The 19223-nt window shown below is 37.1% G+C and carries 12 protein-coding genes; 9 read left to right on the top strand and 3 right to left on the bottom strand.

Features of this window, described 5'->3' with window-relative positions; genetic code table 11:
* Positions 1-57 precede the first annotated feature (57 nt).
* The 3 genes from IGI43_RS09075 to IGI43_RS09065 all read left to right on the top strand — a co-directional run bounded on the left by IGI43_RS09075 (position 58) and on the right by IGI43_RS09065 (position 3973).
* Positions 58-672, top strand: coding sequence for a YesL family protein (locus IGI43_RS09075; RefSeq protein ID WP_438757474.1), 615 nt, complete (start codon positions 58-60; stop codon positions 670-672).
* The gene (locus IGI43_RS09070) at positions 665-2389 is read left to right on the top strand and encodes a sensor histidine kinase (protein WP_438757473.1); all 1725 of its coding nucleotides are present in this window, start codon (positions 665-667) and stop codon (positions 2387-2389) included. The genes IGI43_RS09075 and IGI43_RS09070 overlap by 8 nt, the downstream gene beginning before the upstream one ends.
* 90 nt (positions 2390-2479) lie before the next feature.
* Positions 2480-3973 carry a response regulator transcription factor gene (locus IGI43_RS09065; protein WP_438757472.1) on the top strand — a complete coding sequence of 498 codons (1494 nt, stop codon included), beginning with the start codon at positions 2480-2482 and terminating at the stop codon, positions 3971-3973.
* 137 nt (positions 3974-4110) lie between these two features.
* Here the strand turns inward: IGI43_RS09065 and IGI43_RS09060 are convergent, their stop codons facing one another.
* Both IGI43_RS09060 and IGI43_RS09055 read right to left on the bottom strand, forming a co-directional pair.
* Positions 4111-6252 (bottom strand): GH92 family glycosyl hydrolase, encoded by a 2142-nt coding sequence (locus IGI43_RS09060; protein WP_438757471.1) that lies wholly within the window; start codon positions 6250-6252, stop codon positions 4111-4113.
* A gap of 3 nt (positions 6253-6255) precedes the next feature.
* Entirely contained in the window at positions 6256-7290 is a 1035-nt protein-coding gene (locus tag IGI43_RS09055) for a GntR family transcriptional regulator (protein ID WP_438757470.1), read from the bottom strand.
* Positions 7291-7451: 161 nt separating this feature from the next.
* Between IGI43_RS09055 and IGI43_RS09050 the strand changes: the two genes are divergently transcribed.
* From IGI43_RS09050 to IGI43_RS09035, 4 genes are all read left to right on the top strand, one after another.
* Positions 7452-8741 (top strand): glycoside hydrolase family 125 protein, encoded by a 1290-nt coding sequence (locus IGI43_RS09050; RefSeq protein ID WP_438757469.1) that lies wholly within the window; start codon positions 7452-7454, stop codon positions 8739-8741.
* A 25-nt stretch (positions 8742-8766) separates the two neighbouring features.
* Complete coding sequence (locus IGI43_RS09045; protein WP_438757468.1) at positions 8767-11457, top strand: alpha-mannosidase; 2691 nt, start codon at positions 8767-8769, stop codon at positions 11455-11457.
* Positions 11458-11475: 18 nt separating this feature from the next.
* Complete coding sequence (locus IGI43_RS09040) at positions 11476-12390, top strand: ROK family protein (protein ID WP_438757467.1); 915 nt, start codon at positions 11476-11478, stop codon at positions 12388-12390.
* Between the two features lie 299 nt (positions 12391-12689).
* The gene (locus IGI43_RS09035; protein ID WP_438757466.1) at positions 12690-15437 is read left to right on the top strand and encodes an endo-beta-N-acetylglucosaminidase; all 2748 of its coding nucleotides are present in this window, start codon (positions 12690-12692) and stop codon (positions 15435-15437) included.
* Between the two features lie 91 nt (positions 15438-15528).
* On the opposite strand, the gene add is transcribed toward IGI43_RS09035, so the two are convergent.
* Positions 15529-16536, bottom strand: coding sequence for an adenosine deaminase (add, locus tag IGI43_RS09030; RefSeq protein ID WP_438757465.1), 1008 nt, complete (start codon positions 16534-16536; stop codon positions 15529-15531).
* 232 nt (positions 16537-16768) lie between these two features.
* On the opposite strand from add, the gene IGI43_RS09025 reads away from it, so the two are divergent.
* Positions 16769-17797: a LacI family DNA-binding transcriptional regulator gene (locus IGI43_RS09025; RefSeq protein WP_438757463.1), complete on the top strand. Its 1029-nt coding sequence runs from the start codon at positions 16769-16771 to the stop codon at positions 17795-17797.
* A gap of 122 nt (positions 17798-17919) precedes the next feature.
* The gene (locus IGI43_RS09020; RefSeq protein WP_438757461.1) at positions 17920-19221 is read left to right on the top strand and encodes a pyrimidine-nucleoside phosphorylase; all 1302 of its coding nucleotides are present in this window, start codon (positions 17920-17922) and stop codon (positions 19219-19221) included.
* Positions 19222-19223: the final 2 nt, after the last annotated feature.

Genomic DNA, 19223 nt, shown 5'->3' with positions numbered 1-19223 from the left:
GGAATATTCGTAATAGTTATTTATTATACTAAGAGAGAAGCAGAAAGGAAGAGGTAGATGGTTGGAAAAGCGTTAGAAACGTTATTCATTAAGATTTGGGTCATCGTGAAGTTGAATTTATTCTTTTGGCTATTTAGCTGTTGTGGTTTGATTGTAGCAGGTGTTGGACCCGCGCTTAAAACGGTGAATGAATTGTTTGTCAGTCATGAGTTTAACTATAAAGAAATCACGTTGAAGGAAGGGTGGAGCAGTTTTAAACAGAATTTTGTCAGAGGAAATATTCTGTTTTATACGCTGATCTTATTTTTGGCATTGCTCGTATATAATTTGTTTTTATCTGTTCAAATTCAAGGATTGTCCTTTTTGATGATTGATTTTCTTTTAGTTTTTGCCATGATTTATGCTACGGTCACATTTCAATATTCGTTATTATTAGATAGCTATTATGATATTGGCTTAAAGAACTTATTGAAATTAGCTTTTATTTCTACGTTATCTAATTTTACAAATTTATTGAAGATTGCGATTGGCATAAGTCTGATTTTATTTATCACATGGAAATTCAAAGGGTTGATTTTATTCGGTACGTTTTCTATGATTCAAATTTGGAGTTTTATGGCAACTAAGTCATGGCGCCAAACAATCGATCAAAGATTGGAACTTCATGCGTAAAAAGAGACCTTCTTCCATTAATGAAAAAACGTTGCTGAACCGATTGTTGAAAAACTATGCGTTGATTCTGGTTTCTTTGATTTTGATCGGTATGATCAGTATTGGGCTGAACACCTATTGGCAATCGATGGGAAGAGGGAAGATCACAGCCCAAGAAGCTGTTGATATGATCAGTCGATCAATCAATGATAAGAATTTACAGGGAAAAACAATGTTGAATGGTTTGACAGAAAACCAAGAGAAGATCAATAATTTGAATCATTATATGGATACTTCAATTTCAGATTATTTGAATTATTCTTACGATCAACAATTGGAAACGGGGAATTATCTATTTTTACCCAGCCAAGTGAAAAATTTTTATACAATGTATGATAATGTTGAATCGATCATCATGGTATTGAACAATTACGATGACTATTATCTTTCTACAGCGAAAGATAAGAACGGTAAAAAAATTAGTGGCACGCCTCGTTTAGATAATAAGTTTTATTTAGCGTATCCGATTACTAATCCAGTGACCTTAGAAGTACTAGGGAGTTTCTATGTTGAGTTTTCTCAAAAGGATATCGTAGACAGTCTGACTCATTTAACGACATTTGAAGGATTATCTGCGTATGTATTTTCAAGTACAGGTTACCAACTGCTGACTTATATAGAGGAAAAAGACACAGCAGATCAAACGTTAATTCAGCAAAAAATGAACGAAACTTCACTGTTACCGATCCAAAAATTGTCAGAAAAAAATATAGTAGAACATTTGCAAACAACGACTGGATTTGATATTTTAGTAACCGTTTCTAAAGAGAAGATTCTGACCCATGTCTTTTTTGATTTGCGGATTTTAATGCTGGGCGGTTTTGTTTTGATTTTACTACTTTTGTATTTATTGTATCGAACATTTACCAAATATTCTCAGCAAGTGGATATTATTATGGATTCAATGGCTCTCGTTTCTAAAGGAGAGTTGAATACGAGGATCGATGATCAGGAAACGCAATTTGAATTAAAAGAACTCTCAAAAGGCATCAATACGATGTTAGACAATATTGAACAGTATATTGCAGATATTTATAAACTAGAAATCAAACAGCAAGATGCTCATATGAGAGCACTCCAGTCTCAAATCAGCCCACATTTTTTGTATAACACATTAGAGTATATTCGTATGTATGCTTTAAGCGAAGGAAGTGAAGAATTAGCTGATGTGGTGTATGCGTTCTCAACTCTTTTACGAAACAATACGGATCAGGCTAAAACAACGACGTTAGAAAAAGAGCTGAGTTTTTGTGAAAAATATGTGTATTTGTATCAAATGAGGTATCCAGATCGAATCGCTTATCACTTTGAGATCGATGAAGCGTTGAAGAAACTGATTTTGCCTAAATTTTCCATTCAGCCATTGATTGAAAATTATTTTGTTCATGGTATCGATTTTTCTAGAAATGACAATGCGATTAGTGTAAAAGCCCACTTAGTAGATGGACAAGTGCAAATTTTGATACGTGATAATGGTAAAGGTATATCTTTACAAAAATTAACATTAATCCAAGCAAAACTTTGGAGCCAACAAATCGAGTTACATGATTCGATTGGGCTACAAAATGTGAATGAACGACTACGTGCTTACTTTGGTGTATCCTTTTTGATGACCATTAACCCCAATGAAACAAAAGGCATTGCGCTTGAGCTTTCTTTTAATGACCCTAGTTCTTAAAATTAAAATGAATCGATACAAACGTCTAAAATAGCCTTTGTATTATACAATCAACTGTGATGAGTAGTCATGGGAGCAAGGAGCGATAAAATGAAGTATAACGTTTTATTAGTGGATGATGAATATATGATCGTGAATGGTTTAAAAAAAATTATTTCTTGGGAAGCGGAAGGATTCACGATTAAAGGTACAGCGCAAAATGCAAAAGAAGCATTGATGATAATGGAGACCGAGGCGATTGATCTGGTGATTACAGATATCACTATGCCAGAAATGACCGGACTAGAATTTATTGAAGCTGCTCAAAAAGAGGCACGTCAATTTGAATTTATGATTCTTTCTGGTTATCAGAAATTTGATTTCCTAAAAGGAGGTCTGCAGTTAGGAGCAATCAATTATCTGATGAAACCTGTAGATAAATTAGAGCTTCTAAAAAGTGTCAAAAAGGCAAAAAAACGCTTGGATAATCGCAATCAACAGGAAACGAGAAATGACTTATATAGTGAAGTTCTATTGTCACAGTGGGTCAACGGTGAGATTGATAAGGATAGCTACGAAGAGCTAGATCAAGTAGTCAACACAACTGAAAAATCGGATTGGACCGTCCTGTTAATCGAAGTAACCCGAGAGAAAAAAGTCAAAGTCATCAATTGGCTGGAAGAACAACAGCAATCGTTGTTTTTTTCTCGAAATCTAGGGGATAAAAGTCTGTTGGTACATATTTTTAAAGGTGGTAAATATCAATTAAATCAGCTTTTGACGGCTAATCCTTTACAAGGCGACGAAGATGATAGTTGGCTGATAAGTGTTGGTGAGACTGTGAACGATTGGGAAGATGTTCCAGATAGTTACGAAAAAGCGAACCAAACATTACAGCGTTATAAGTTTTATGAAGCAAGTGGCAGTAATGTCTTATACTCCGTCTTTTCAGATGATTTCGATCTGTCAGCGGATATTATCAATTTTAACAAGACATTGATGGTGGGGGATTTTCCCACAATTGAAAAAACGATTGCTGAAATTTTTTCTAAAACACAAAAAATCGGTGCACGTCCAGAAGATGTTCGTCATATCACTTTTATGCTGTTTATGGATATTTATCGCCGGTTCAATCATTTAGATGAAGAGGAATATCAGCAAGTCTTAGATGATATCAATCATTCGTCGAACGTAGATAAGCTACATGAAATTCTATCGACAACAGTCAGACAAATTACTCGGGAAAAAATGACCTACGATTATTCAGAAAATGTCCAAAATGTTATCGATAAAATTCGCTCTGAATACACGAGTGAACTCACATTAAAATGTGTGGCGCAATCACTGCACCTTAATGTGATGTATTTAGGTCAGCTTTTTAAGAAAGAAACAAAGAAAAGCTTTTCTCAATACTTGAACCAGTATCGTATGAAAAAAGCACAAAATCTATTGTTGTATTCTGATGATAATGTTAATGAAATTGCTGACAAAATTGGCTTTAACAATAGCACTTACTTTTCACAAATTTTTAAAAAAATGAACGATTTAACACCAAAAGAATTTCGAGAAAAATATAAACATCAATATGATTCAGTTGAAGAATAGGTACGATGAAGCTATAGTCATCTAAAAAAGTTGAAATGAGCAATTGTAGAGGAAGTAAATAAGAATATACAAAAAGAAATCACAATATAAAAATTTTTGTGATTTCTTTTTGTATGACTAATTCATCATAGTTATTGTTAAATACTAAATGGAAGTTGCCCTTTTCCATAATTTTTCGGTCTAGGCACAATACCTAAAGTAAAATCGACTGCGCCGCCTTTCATCAACGTTTCATGGTCAAAAAATAATTCTTCATGATAAGAACCGTTATAACGAATATGATCTACAAATTGTTGCTGCTCTTGGTTTGGGCTGGCAGAAATCGTCAAGGTTTCACCACTAGATAGATGGATAACAGCTTTATCAAATAAAGGCATACCAATCACATATTCACCTGAACCTGGACAAACGGGATAAAATCCCAACGAACTAAAAATATACCAACTAGCCATGCTGCCATTATCCTCATCACCAGGGAAACCAGTCGGGCTATCATCGAACTCTTGAATCATCAATTGTTTTAGTAATGGTTGAGCAAATTCTGGTTTTCCAAGATAGTTAAATAGATACGGAAAGTGGAAGCTTGGCTGATTTGAAATCGCCAGTTGTCCAAATTCTATCGCAGCCATTTCGCTCATTTCATGAATTTCAAACCCATATCCAGCAACATTATAAGAAGGTGCCTGATTGCACAAATCAATTAATTTCTCTTGAAATTTTGCATGCCCGCCGAAGGCTTCAATCAATCCTTTAAAATCATGGTAAACTGCAAAGCTACTTTGCCATGCACTTCCTTCCGCATAGTCGCCGCCCCATTGATGGCTGTTAAAGGGTTCTTTGAACGTACCATCCGCTTGTTTTGCGCGCATGAATCCTGTGTTAGGGTCGAAAATGGTTAAATAATTCTTTGCTTGTTTTTCATAGTGTTTAGCTGCAGCTTGTTCATTCAAGGTTTTAGCGACTTGGCTAATACAAAAGTCACTATAACAATAATCCAAGGTATGGTTCACTGACTCATGATAACTGGCTGGGACATAACCATATGTCAGATAATCTTTTGTTCCTTGTCGACCGTAATTAGGATTTTCACTTTGAATGGTTGCGCCTTTGATCATGGCATCTAAAAATTCAGGCATCAAATCTGGGCGGATTTTTTTAACTGCAGCATCAGCAATTACAGCGTCGATCAACGTTCCAGGCATCAAGCCCCGTTCGTCTGGCGAAAGCCATTTAGGCAAATAACCGCTCTCCCGATAACTATTCAAAAAACCTTCCAGCATCTCTGCATATTTATCCTGAGCGATCAATGAGTATAAAGGATAGACCGTTTTATACGTATCCCAAAAACCGTTATTGGTATATAAAAATCCTGGTTTTATTTCTTTTGCTAAAGTATCATAATGAATAATTTTTTCATTAGAATCTTTTTCGTAGAATGTTTGCGGGAATAAAAATGCGCGATACAGATTATGATAAAAGGTTGAACGGCGTTGCTGGTTTTTATCTTGAATATCGATTTTATCTAGATAGTGGGCCCATTGTTTTTCTGCATCTGCGAGATAATCCTTAGGTTGCCAGTGAGAGTCACGAGATAGATTTAATTTAGCCTGTTCCAAACTAATGAAAGAAGTGCCAAACTGAACAACTTGTTCTTCTATATTCCCGAATGAAAAAGTAATGCAATCATTTTCTCCTTCTTTTTCAACAGGTGTTTCAAAAATCAACGGCTGTTGAAAATGCATTGTAAAATAAAAAGAAAAATGATTATCTTCACAACCTGCGTAGTTTATTATAGAGCCGGAAATCGTATGAGCGTCTTCGATAGTAAGTTGGTATTTTCCCGGTAATGACAGTAACAATCCAGCATCTGCTTGTGAGTAATTCGTGGTTAAAACTCCACCATACATACTAGGAATTAGGCGAGTAGTCAATTGATACCGTTGTGCAGTGATTTCTAAATAACTAGGATTAAAAACGCTCTCATTTGGTCGGTAAGAAGACTGAGCATGGAATACGGTTGATTCTTTTAGCGTCCCGTTATAAGGCAACATCACTAAATAACTGAAATCTCCCATCCAAGGACTAGGCTGATGGGTCAAACGGAAACCCTGAAACACTCGATCACGAGGATTGAACCACCAACTTCCGTTGTCTCCGTTGGTCTGAGGTGCAAAGTAATTCATGCCAAAAGGTACACCGGTATAAGGTAAGCAATTACCATTTGAAAAAGAATGTTGATTATCGGTACCGTGTCTTGTGTCGATCAATGTTGAGTTCATCTATCAATTCTCCTTTGTTGAGTTTCGAATAATTTGTTTTATTGGAACTTGCTGATCTGTTGGTATCACTTTGTTTTCGATCCATTCAATCAACATTGTACCTGCAAGATTGCCCATCCCTTTGAAATCTTGAGCAATCGTTGTTAGTGACGGATCAATCAGTGAAGCAGCTTGAATGTTATCAAAGCCGATAACGGACAATTGATTTGGTATATCCAAATCAGAACGTTTGGCTTGATTTATTAGAGCAATTGCGACTAAATCATTTTCGCAGACAACTCCAGTGATTTCATTGTCCTGCAGATAATCAATGATCGCATCATCTAAAAAAGCTTTTTTATCTGTTAAAGCCGTATGGAAAGATAAGTGTTGCTCTTTTGTTGCGTGAATATAGCCTAAATAACGCTGTCTGACAGATTGAGGTAAAGTCGGTTCTCCAAAAATATAAGCAATTCGCTTATGACCTAAATCAGCCAAATAAGTTGTAGCCATTGCACCACCTGAAAAGTTATCTGATTGGACAGTGGGATAAGGTAGATCGTGTATTTTTTTATCTAAGATGATGACTGGAAATTGCTGGATCGATAGCTCAAATAAAGTATCTAAAAAGTCTTCAGTATTATGTGCGTAATAAATCATACCATCAAAGTCTTCGATGATATCAGCAGCTTGTTTATTGATCAAAAATTCAGCAGATGACATAATCACTTCGTAATGATGTTTGCTTGTTATTGGTGCCAGTCCTTCGTTGAAATTGCCAAGAGAAAGATCGTTGACAAATGGAATTAAAAATAAGATGCGCGAAACGTGTCTCTTCTTTACTTTGCGCTTTTGCACATAACTTCCTTTTCCTTGAATACGATAAATCAATCCTTGATTTTCAAGCTCTGTCAATGCCCGTTTAGACGTGATACGGCTGACATTATAGGTTTGAGATAGTTCCTTTTCTGTGGGAAGCTGTGCATTTTCTTGCAATTGTCCAGTTTTGATAGCATGTAACAAATCATCTGTGATTTTTTTATATAAAGGTTTAGACATAGTTATTCTCCTAAATGTGAAATGATATATCATTAAGAAGAGTGTAACATAGAAAGAAAAAGAGTTCAATTCAAAAATGTTTGATAAAACAGTAGACAAAACGCTTTCATTAGCATATAATTTCGTTGTGAAATGATATATCAACTATTTTGGAGGTAATGATGACTTATAAAGAAATACCAAACTCAGTGCAAGATTTTATGGATAAAATTACACAACTCTGTGGAGATGAACATGCTGGATGGGCTGAAAATTTTAATGCGGCTTTTGCTAACACATTAACTACAACTGTAGAAAAACAAACAGATGGTACGACATTTTTATTAACAGGTGATATTCCAGCGATGTGGTTGAGAGATTCGACTGCCCAAGTTCGCCCATACTTAGTGATCGCAAAAGAAGACAAAGAGCTTAGAGATATGATCTGTGGCTTGGTTCAACGACAATTTTTCTATATCACGATCGATCCTTATGCTAATGCATTCAATGAAACACCAAATAGTGCGGGGCATCAAACAGATCATACAGCGATGGATCCGTGGATTTGGGAGAGAAAGTATGAAATTGATTCATTATGCTATCCCGTTCAATTAGCCTATTTATTATTTAAAAATACTGGGTGCACGAAGCAATTTGACGAAAACTTTGTTGAAGGTGTGAAAAAGATTCTGACGGTATTTAAAACAGAGCAGGAACATCAAAATTCGCCTTATACATTTGAACGAGACACAACACGGGTGGAAGACACACTGCCAAATAAGGGACGAGGAACTGAAGTTAGCAAAACAGGAATGACTTGGTCAGGTTTTCGTCCGAGCGACGATGCGTGCCGTTACGGTTATTTAGTCCCATCAAATATGTTTGCAGTGGTTATTTTAGGCTATATTGAAGAAATCTTTACGGAAGTATTCGCAGATTCAGAAGTGGTAAAACAGGCTGCTTCTCTAAGAAAAGAAATCGATGCTGGAATTCAAAAATACGGAAAAACGGATAATCAAAGTGGAGAAACACTGTACGCATACGAGGTAGATGGATTAGGGCACGCCAGCATTATGGATGATAGTAATATTCCTAACTTACTTTCAGCCCCTTATTTAGGGTATACAACAATCGACGATTCGATGTATCAAACAACGCGCAAGACGGTTTTAAGTAAAGAGAATCCTTATTTTTACGAGGGTAAATGTGCGAAAGGAATTGGCAGTTCTCATACTCCAGAAAATTATATTTGGCCGATTGCCCTTGCAATGGAAGGGATGACGACGAAAGACAAGACAGAAAAAGAAAGAATTTTGAATTCTTTAGTTGCAAATGATGGTGGTACTCATTTAATGCACGAAGGATTCGATGTAGATAATCCTGCAAACTATACACGTGAATGGTTCTCATGGGCAAATATGATGTTTTGTGAGTTAGTGATGGATTACTTTGACATTCGAGTTGCGCGATGAAAATAAGGAAATGGAGCAGAAAATCATGAAAAAAAAAGTTTATATCATTTCACATTCTCACTGGGATCGTGAGTGGTACATGCCGTATGAACAGCACCATATGCGTTTAGTCGAGTTGATGGATGATGTGTTGGATCTTGCAGAACATGACCCAGACTTTGATAGTTTTCACTTAGATGGTCAAACAATTATTTTAGATGATTATGTACAAGTTAGGCCAGAGCAGAAAGCTGCGCTTCAAAAAGCTATCACGGATGGAAAACTTCGAATTGGTCCATTTTACATTTTACAAGATGACTTTTTAATTAGTTCAGAATCGAATGTCAGAAACATGCTGATTGGAAAAAAAGAAAGCGAAAAGTGGGGGCCTGCGGTCAAGTTAGGTTATTTCCCTGACACCTTTGGTAATATGGGCCAAACACCGCAAATGATGAAGCAAGCAGGTTTAGAGGCAGCAGCTTTTGGTAGAGGGGTAAAACCAGTTGGCTTCAATAATGAAGTATTAGATGACGAAAATTATACATCCCAATATTCAGAAATGTGGTGGGAAGGACCAGATGGAAGTACAGTTTTAGGTTTGCTATTTGCGAATTGGTACAGTAATGGCAATGAGATCCCAGCAGAAAAAGAAGCAGCTTTACAATTTTGGACGCAGAAGTTAGTAGAAGTTGAAAAATTTGCTTCTACCGATCATTTATTGATGATGAATGGTGTAGATCATCAACCAGTCCAAAAAGATATTACAAAAGCAATCGCTTTGGCGAATGAACTGTTTCCAGACTATGAATTCATTCACTCGAATTTTGATGAATACTTGACTCAGATGGGACAAGATTTACCAGAAAAAGTTGGAACAGTTCATGGTGAATTGACAAGTCAAGAGACGGATGGATGGTATACTCTAGCCAATACAGCTTCAGCAAGAGTTTATTTAAAACAATGGAACACGAAAGTAGAACGACAATTAGAAAATGTGACAGAACCACTTGCTGCAATGGCGTATGATCTAACGAAAGCGTATCCTCATGATCAGCTAGATTATGCTTGGAAAATGCTATTGCAAAATCATCCTCATGATAGTATTTGTGGGTGTTCTGTGGATGAAGTGCATCGTGAAATGATTCCGCGGTTTGAAAAAGCAAATGAAGTTGGAAAGTTTTTAGCTGAAGAAGCACTGATGCATTTGACTGAGGCTGTCAATACAGAAAAATGTTCAAAAAATAGTTATCCATTCGTGGTATTTAACACATCTGGCTATGAAAAATCAGAAATTGTAAAAATAAAAGTAGAAATTGCGAGAAAACCATTTAAAAATGGGATTCCACATGAATTGTTCAGGGAGCTTGCTGAAAGTGATACGCCGATATTTGAAGTGGTTGGCTCTGATGGGCAGATAATACCAGCTATGATTTCAAAACCTGAAGTTAGTTTTGGCTATGATTTACCAAAGGATCGTTTTAGAATACCGTACATGGCTAAATATGTTGAAGTCGAGATGGCAATAAATAATATACCCGCTTTTTCATGGGAGACTTTTGCATTACAAGAGGCAAAAACGCAAATAAAAGAATCCGCTTCAATGATTAAAGATACAGAAAAATATGTATTGGAAAACAACTGTTTGATTGTCACGATCAATGAAGACGGCACTATAAACGTACTAGATAAATCTTCAGATAGAGAATATAACAAGTTATTGACGATCGAAGATACAGGTGACATCGGAAACGAGTACATTTTTAAACAACCAGAAGGTGCGAAGCCGATGATGTCTAGTGATCTCCCAGCAGAAATTTCTATTGTTAAAAATGAATCATTTGTGGCACAAATCAGAATCATTCAACGCATTCTGATACCAGAAGCAGCAGAAGATTTATTGGAACAAGAACAAAAAGCTGTAGTTGATTTCCGTTATCGAGTATCAGGTCGCTCATCAAAAATGAAAGAACTGACAATCGAAACACTATTAACAATGGAAAAAGACTCTGCACGTTTAGGATTTGAAACGACGTTCGATAATCAAATGAAAGATCATCGCCTACGAATGTTATTTCCAACAGGAATTAAAACAGATACACACGAAGCGGATAGTATTTATGAAGTAGTGACAAGACCTAATCAAGTCAGTAAAAGTTGGGAAAATCCGACCAATCCACAACATCAGCATGCATTTGTCAATATTCATGATGAAAAATCAGGAATGACCGTTTCAAATTTTGGTTTAAATGAATACGAAATTTTACCTGAAAATAATACAATCGCTTTAACGCTTTTAAGAGCTGTTGGAGAAATGGGAGACTGGGGTTACTTCCCAACACCAGAGGCACAATGTTTAGGTCAACATACTTTTTATTATGGTGTTGATTTTCATGGAGAAGCAGCAGCTCGCTACGCGACTTATCGACGAGCATATGCTGCCCAAATTCCTTTTAGCGTGAGACAAACATCAAGGCATGGCGGGCAATTAAAGATGAAAGATACTTATTTAACGGTTGAAGGGGATACTTTTGCTGTGACCGCAGTGAAAAACAGTGAAGATGATCACACACTTGTTGTCAGAGGATTTAATATGAGCAAAGATCAATGTAACCTGGAGGTAAGCAAAAATAATAGTGAAGAGCCCTATTTATTGAATTTACTAGAAGAAAGACAATCTGGAAAAGTAGTGCAAACACTGAATGCCTATGAAATTCGTACAATTGGGTTTGATCGATAAAAAGGAGCGTTGATTTTGATGGAGTATTATGGATCAATCGAAGCTGGCGGCACAAAATTTGTTTGTGCCGTAGCGGATGAAGCACTGAATATCGTTGAACGAGTTAGCTTGCCTACACAATTTCCAGAAGCAACATTAGATCAAGTTTTTGATTTTTTTGATGGGTACAAATTAAAATCTCTTGGGGTAGGTTCTTTTGGACCAATCGATATCAATCAGAAATCGAGTACGTATGGTCACGTTACATCTACACCTAAAGTAGGCTGGAGAAATGTGGATTTTTTAGGTGCATTAAAAGAGCGTTACGATATCCCGATAGCTTGGACGACGGACGTAAATGCGGCAGCTTATGGTGAGATGCATTTAGGCGCGGGAAAAGAAACTCAAAACTGTATTTATTTGACTGTAGGGACAGGCATTGGTGGTGGAGCTGTTGTGAATGGTCATGTTTTGCATGGCTTTAGCCATCCAGAAATGGGACATATTTCAGTTCAACGCTATCCGAATGATAGGATAGAAAGTTCTTGTCCTTATCATGATAACTGTTTAGAAGGGTTGGCTGCTGGACCTGCTCTAGAAAAAAGAACTGGAATGAAGGGGCAACAATTAGAGCCAGATCACGAAGTTTGGACGATCGAAGCTTTTTATATAGCGCAGGCCTTGATGAATTACAGTTTAACACTTTCGCCAGAGAAAATTATTTTAGGTGGCGGTGTGATGAAGCAAACGCATCTTCTTGCGAAAGTTCGCGAATCATTAAAAGAACAATTAGGCGATTATAGCACTCTGCCTAGGTTAGAGGAATATATCGTTGGTTGTGATTTAGGGGATAATAGCGGAACGATGGGCTGTTTATTATTAGCGAAAGAGCAAAAAAATAGAATGAAACAAACCAATGAGGTTGGAGCCGAAGTATCTAACTTTAAAAATTAAGGTTTGTTTCTCATTGTGTATATAGGTATAGATAGGTTGGGGCAGAAGCGTTTAACTTCGAGAAATAAAAGGGCGTTCTTCTGCTCCCACTATTTATTCGGTTTTCTTAAGGCAAGGATATTACTCGTAGAGTTATGTCCTGGCCTTTCGTATTTTTTATTAAATTATGCATAAGACCTATACTTTTTGATATAAATGCTATAGTTTCTTTATTTATAAGGAATAAAGAAAACGCTAACATTTTACATAAGAATGAATATGCTGGAATTTAAGCAAAATGATTAAAGGAGGTTCATTCATTGAAAAGAAAAATGTGGAAAAGTGTATTTTATTGTTCAACTGCTATGCTTGCTCTTTCGATAGGAGCAAATCTGACGTTTATGCCAAATGCTTATGCAGAGCCATCTGAAACAAGGCGGGGTAATGATAAGGCCATTCCAATATTTGATAATGTACCAGAGTCTACGGCCCTATTTCCTGAAACGTTAGTCAATTGGCGCTTCGAATCTGACCCTGATGCACCGTTCAATGTTTCGAAAGTTCCTTTAGTTAAACGAGTGCATGGAGAAAAAATGAACCCAAATCAAAGTATCGATGCAAAGGTTTTATCAATCGCAATCGTAAACCAGCATACAAAAGGCACACCGTCACAAGGAGGAACAGATAAAGCTATTTACAATTTTACCAATTGGCAATATATCGATACATTAGTTGCATGGGCAGGTTCTTCTGGTGAAGGGATTATTGTTCCTCCGAGCGGAGATGTGACTGATTCGGCACATAGAAATGGTGTCCCAGTGGTTGGAACAGTATTTTTTCCGCCAGAAGCATACGGTGGCAAACGAGAATGGGTAGAACAATTTGTGCAAAAAGATCAGCAGGGGAATTTTCCAATGGCGGATAAGTTACTTGAGATGTCTACAACATACGGGTTTGATGGCTGGTTCATTAATCAAGAAACAAATGTTGATGCACAAACTGCAAGTAATATGAAAGAACTTCTAAGCTACTTACAGACTCATAAACCGCAAAATCAGCAAATCATTTGGTATGATTCCATGGTGGCGAATGGTTCTGTAAATTGGCAAGGAGCATTGAATAGCAAGAATCAAGACTATTTCCAAAATGAAGGGAAACGTGTCTCTGACAAGATGTTTATCGATTTTAGGTGGCAAGAACTCAAATCATCTAGAGAAAAAGCAATTCAATTAAAACGTGATCCATACGATCTTTTTGCTGGAATCGATGTGCAGGCCAATGGAATAAATAGTAGTCGCAAACCAAGTAGTATTTTAGGAGAAAATGGTCAGCCACTTATTTCTCTAGGTCTTTATTGTCCTGATTGGACGTTGCGAGATGGTGGGAAATACGATATTGACCGTTATTGGGAAAATGAAAAACTACTTTGGATAAATCCTCAAGGAGATCCTCGTGCGGTGCAAAGTCCGAATAATCAATGGCAAGGAGTATCGCGCTACTATGTAGAAAAAACGCCCGTCACAAGTTTACCGTTTTTAACAAATTTCAACGTAGGAAATGGCGATGCTTTTTACAAAAATGGGACAAAAGTCAAAGAGGGAACTTTTAACAATCGAAGTGTTCAAGATGTTATGCCAACGTATCGCTGGGTCATTGACAATGAGACGGGTAACCAGTTAGAAGCTTCAATTAGTTATAAAGACGCTTTTAATGGTGGTTCTTCAATCCAATTATCCGGTCCTATGACAGCGGGGCAGCAAACCTTTATCAAACTATATGCTTCCAAGATCCAAGCGGATGCTTCAGAAGTAGCGACTAGTGTGACGAAAGGTGCAGACGAAACATCCTTAGTTTTAGAGATAGAAGGAAACGACAAACCTTTGATCATAAACGGAACGCAACAGCCGTTAGAAAACGGCTGGGTCCAAACGACGTATTCACTAAAATCAGCACAGGATCAAACGATTACAGCGATTGGATTAAATGTGAAGAATACTCAGACAAAATTTACTTCGATTTATTTAGGCCGATTACTTATGGGCAAAGAAGAAACGAAGCCTGACAGTGGAATCACGAACCTTACGTTTGCTGGAAAAACAATTGTGGATGATCTGACTGAAAGTATTCGGATGAGTTGGGATGTAACAGGAGAAGATGCTGCTTTATACCGTATATATCGAAAAGTCGATGGTCAGCTGCAATTTGAAGGTGAAACGTCAAATACTTCTTATACATTATTGAATCAAAAACGGATCGGAAATACAGCGAACTATCAAATATTTCCAGTTGATGATTATGGTTTGGAAGAACAAAGAGGGGCTGAGGCAGTTTATACGTTTGAAGCATTGAAAAAGCCAGAAATAACAATCAATGCGAGCAAAACATTGATTTCAGTAGGTGAAAAGATTACATTGTCCGCCGATGTTTCGAAATCTACAAATACAGTCAGTTGGGAAGTCTTGGGAGCGATACCACAAGTCTCAGAAGGTAAAGAGATAACCTTGTTTTTTGATAAACCAGGTGTATATACAGTGAAAGCAACTGCGACAAATGCTTCAGGTGAAACAGAGAGCGTCAAAGAAAACTATCTCCATGTTTATGATCAAAATGCCGGAATTAAAATAGAAAACCTTTCTATTTTGCCAGAAACGACTGCAACACAAGGTTCTGGCTATACAAATGATCGTGAAAGTTACCGTTTTGCTTTGGATGGGAATTTAAATACGAAATGGTGTGATAATAGTAGCGACAGGCCTTGGATGATTGCGGATCTTGGAGCGGTAAAAACAATTTCTGGTTTTGAGCTTTTTAATGCCGGTGCTGGAGGAGAAAGTTCAGATTGGAATACTAGAGACTACGATATTTCTGTAAGCCTTGATGGAAATAATTGGACAGACGTTGTTCAGCATCGAGGGAATACAGCAGATAGTAGTAAAGATGCGATTAGTTTGGTTGAAGCAAGATATGTCAAACTTTCTCTGGAAAAAGCAGAACAAAATGGAAAAACAGCTAGAATTTACGATTGGCAGATTATTGGCGTCAATCAAACGGGAATTATCAACCCATAAATAAGGCGTTGAGCTAAACAAAAAAGACAGAGCGGATCGTTAGAAATTCGTTCTGCCTTTTTGTATTGGAAAGTGTGTTGAGGTTTAGAAACTAATAATTAGTCGTTAAATACTCATGAAGAAGTTGTTTCTCTTTCTCCGAGATAAACGCCCCATTTACTGCATTATGATTGAATTGCTCCATATCAGCATAAGTGATACCGTACCATTCATAAAGTTTCATATATTCATCAGTTAAACTTGTATTAGATACGGTACGATTGTCTGTGTTGATACAAACCTTGATGCCAGCATCAAGAAAGGTTTTAAAAGGATAATCTGCTAATTTAGTAACGGTTTTTGTTTGGAAATTACTTGTTGGACACATTTCAATCAAAATATTGTTATCTTTTAATAAGGAAAAATATTCAGGTGTGTCCTTTACTGCAATACCGTGTCCGATGCGTTTGGCACCTAAATGAATCGCATCGGCAACATTTTTTCCACAACCGCACTCACCTGCATGAAGGGTCAATGGCATATTCAGTTGGTTGACTAGTCCAAGAGTTTCTTCAAATGTGTAAGGAGGAAAATCAAGTTCATTTCCTGCTAAATCGAATCCAACAATGCCCGCGGTTTGGAACTCTTTAGCTAAATGAACGATTTTTTCAATATCTGAGATTTCTTCATGACGCATACCACATAAGAGTGCATTGCTTTTTACGCCGAATTTTTCTTGACCACATGTAAGACCTGCTAAAACAGCGGTTACGATTTTAGGTAAAGAAAGTCCTTTTTGGGTGTGAAGAGAGGGAGCGAAGCGGACTTCGATATAGCGGATATTTTCTTCAGCTGCTTGACTAATAATATCAAATGCAGCGGCTTTTAAGGCAGTTTCAGTTTGTAAACAGGACAAAACTAGATCAAAACGTTCTAAGTATTGATTCAAATTTTGGCAGTCAATAGGTGCAACGAGCAGATTTTTTAATTGCACGTCATCTGCAGGTAGAACAATACCTTGTGGCTCTGCAATTTTCCGTAATGTCTCTGGTCGGATAGAACCGTCCAAGTGGCAATGTAGCTCTATTTTCGGTAATTTTTTGACATGCTCACGCTTCACACTATCAGCCTCTCTTTTCTTGTTTAATAATGGTTCTTGTGCGATAAGTATTTTGAAGACTTTAACATGCTGAGTGCAAGCTGTCAATAAAATAAAAAGAGCTGTAGGAGTGAGAGTATTTTTTGCTATGCTATTTTATTTTATAAAATTCTGTTAAACTATAATCGTTCGATAAGCAATTTGGAAACGCTGACAAGTAGGATAGGCTACGTTAGCAAAGGGAGAATGAAGTATGAAATTGACCATTAAAGAAATTGCGGATATGGCGGGTGTATCGGTGACGACCGTATCACAAATTATTAATGACAAAGGCAGTCGATTCAGTGAAAAAACGAGAAACAAAGTATTAACTGTTGTAGAAGAACATGATTACAAGCCAGATTATTTTGCATCAAATATCATTACGAGGCATTCGAAAACAATAGGCATGGTTGTACCTGATGTCACTGACTTTTTCTTTGCGAAAGTAATCGAAGGTGTGGAAACCTATTTGAATTCGTTGGGTTATATGATCTTACTCTGTAATTCCAAGCATGACGAAGACAAAGCAACGCAGTACGTTACAGAACTTGTTCATCGCTCAGTTGACGGGATCATTTTTGCAACACCCAATATTTTACCCGCCAACCATATTTTACGAAATAAAAACAAAGGAAAAGTTCCTGTGATTCTTGTGGATCGTGGTATTAATCCTAGAGAAAGTGGTCGCTTGATTGTGAAAGAATATGAGGGTGCGTATCAAGCGGTGAATGCATTGATCGAACAAGGGCATAGACACATCGCAATGTTGAAAGAAAATGAGGGTTATTATCAACTGACCGAAAGGGTGACCGCTTATCAGCATGCATTAAAAGATAACGGGATCCCGGTAAGAGAAAATTATATGAGCAGCGGGGACTTAAATTTAGGCGGTGGCTACACAGCTGCTAAAAAGGTGTTAAAAAATCCTTCCATTACAGCCATCTTTTGTGGGAACGATGAAATGGCAATGGGGGCTTATCAGGCAATTGAAGAGTCTGGTAAAAAAATTCCAGATGATATTTCTGTTATCGGATTTGACGGCTTGGAAATTTCGGAGTATTTGGTACCAGGTTTGACGACAGTTTATCAACCTAGTTTTGATATTGGATTTTATGCAGCGCAATTTTTAGTGGAAGCAATCAATGATCCAGAGAAAAAAATTCCAAATAAAATTTTTGATACAACATTTATTTTAAGAAATAGCACTAAATCGATTGACAATCAGCTAGATTTGATTTAATGTTCGTTTTATAAGCGTTTTCAAAATATGAAAGCGTTAGTAAACTGTTTTACTAAAAAGTTTTAACCTGAATGATTTTAGTGTATAATACATCCTTGGGGATTGATTCGGAGGAAAAAAGCATGAGAATGGTAGATTTAATCGAGAAAAAACGTGACGGGCAAGTCTTAACAGATGAAGAAATTCAATTCATTGTTTCTGGTTATACTAAAGGAGATATTCCAGATTATCAGATGAGTGCATTTTTGATGACTGTTTTTTACAAAGATATGACCGATGAAGAAATTACGACGCTGACATTGGCTATGGCCAATTCTGGTGAGATGATCGATCTTTCATCGATTCAAGGAATCAAAGTAGACAAACATTCTACTGGAGGTGTTGGTGATACAACGACCTTGATTTTAGCCCCCCTCGTTGCAAGTGTTGGCGCAAGTGTTGCAAAGATGTCTGGCAGAGGGCTTGGATACACAGGTGGTACGATTGATAAATTAGAAGCAATACCAGGATTTCATGTAGAAATACCAGATGAAGAATTTATTCGATTGGTGAATGAAAGTCATGTAGCGGTCGTTGGTCAATCCGGTGATTTAGCCCCAGCGGATAAAAAATTATATGCACTGCGTGATGTTACTGCAACAGTGAATTCGATTCCGTTGATTGCAAGTTCTATCATGAGTAAAAAAATAGCGTCCGGTGCTGATGCAATCGTGTTGGATGTTACAACGGGCGAAGGTGCCTTTATGAAGAATATTGATGAAGCTCGTCGTTTAGCTGAAACAATGGTTCGAATCGGTCGCTTAGCAAATCGTCAGACGATGGCGGTGATTTCAGATATGTCCCAGCCGCTAGGTGAAGCGATAGGAAATAGCCTAGAAGTTGTCGAAGCAATCGAAACACTTCAAGGTAAAGGACCAGAAGATTTAATGGAAATGTGCTATATACTAGGTAGCCAAATGGTTGTTTTAGCCAAAAAAGCTGACACATTAGAGGAAGCTAGAGCGATGTTAAAAGAGGCCTTAGAATCAGGTAAAGCATTAGCTAAATTCCGAGAAATGATCCGCAATCAAGGCGGAGATGATAGTATCATTGATCACCCTGAACGAATACTAACAGCAAAACATCAAATCAAATTGCCAGCACAAACATCAGGAGTTGTTCAAAAAATTGTAGCAAATGAAATTGGTATCGCAGCGATGTTGTTAGGTGCAGGACGAGCTACAAAAGAAGATTCGATCGATCACGCAGTCGGAATCAAGTTGCATAAAAAAGTTGGTATGCCAGTGAAGGTAGGCGAATCGTTACTAACAATTTATTCAAATTCAGATTCGATTGAAGACGTCAAAGAACTTTTATATAAAAATATCGAAATCGGCAGTTTTGGAACTGAACCTGAGCTGATTCATGATATAATAACAGCATAAAG

Source organism: Enterococcus sp. AZ126 (assembly GCF_051714545.1).
In the GTDB taxonomy this organism is placed as follows: Bacteria; Bacillota; Bacilli; order Lactobacillales; family Enterococcaceae; genus Enterococcus_L.
This window is presented reverse-complemented; position numbering and strand designations above follow the sequence as displayed.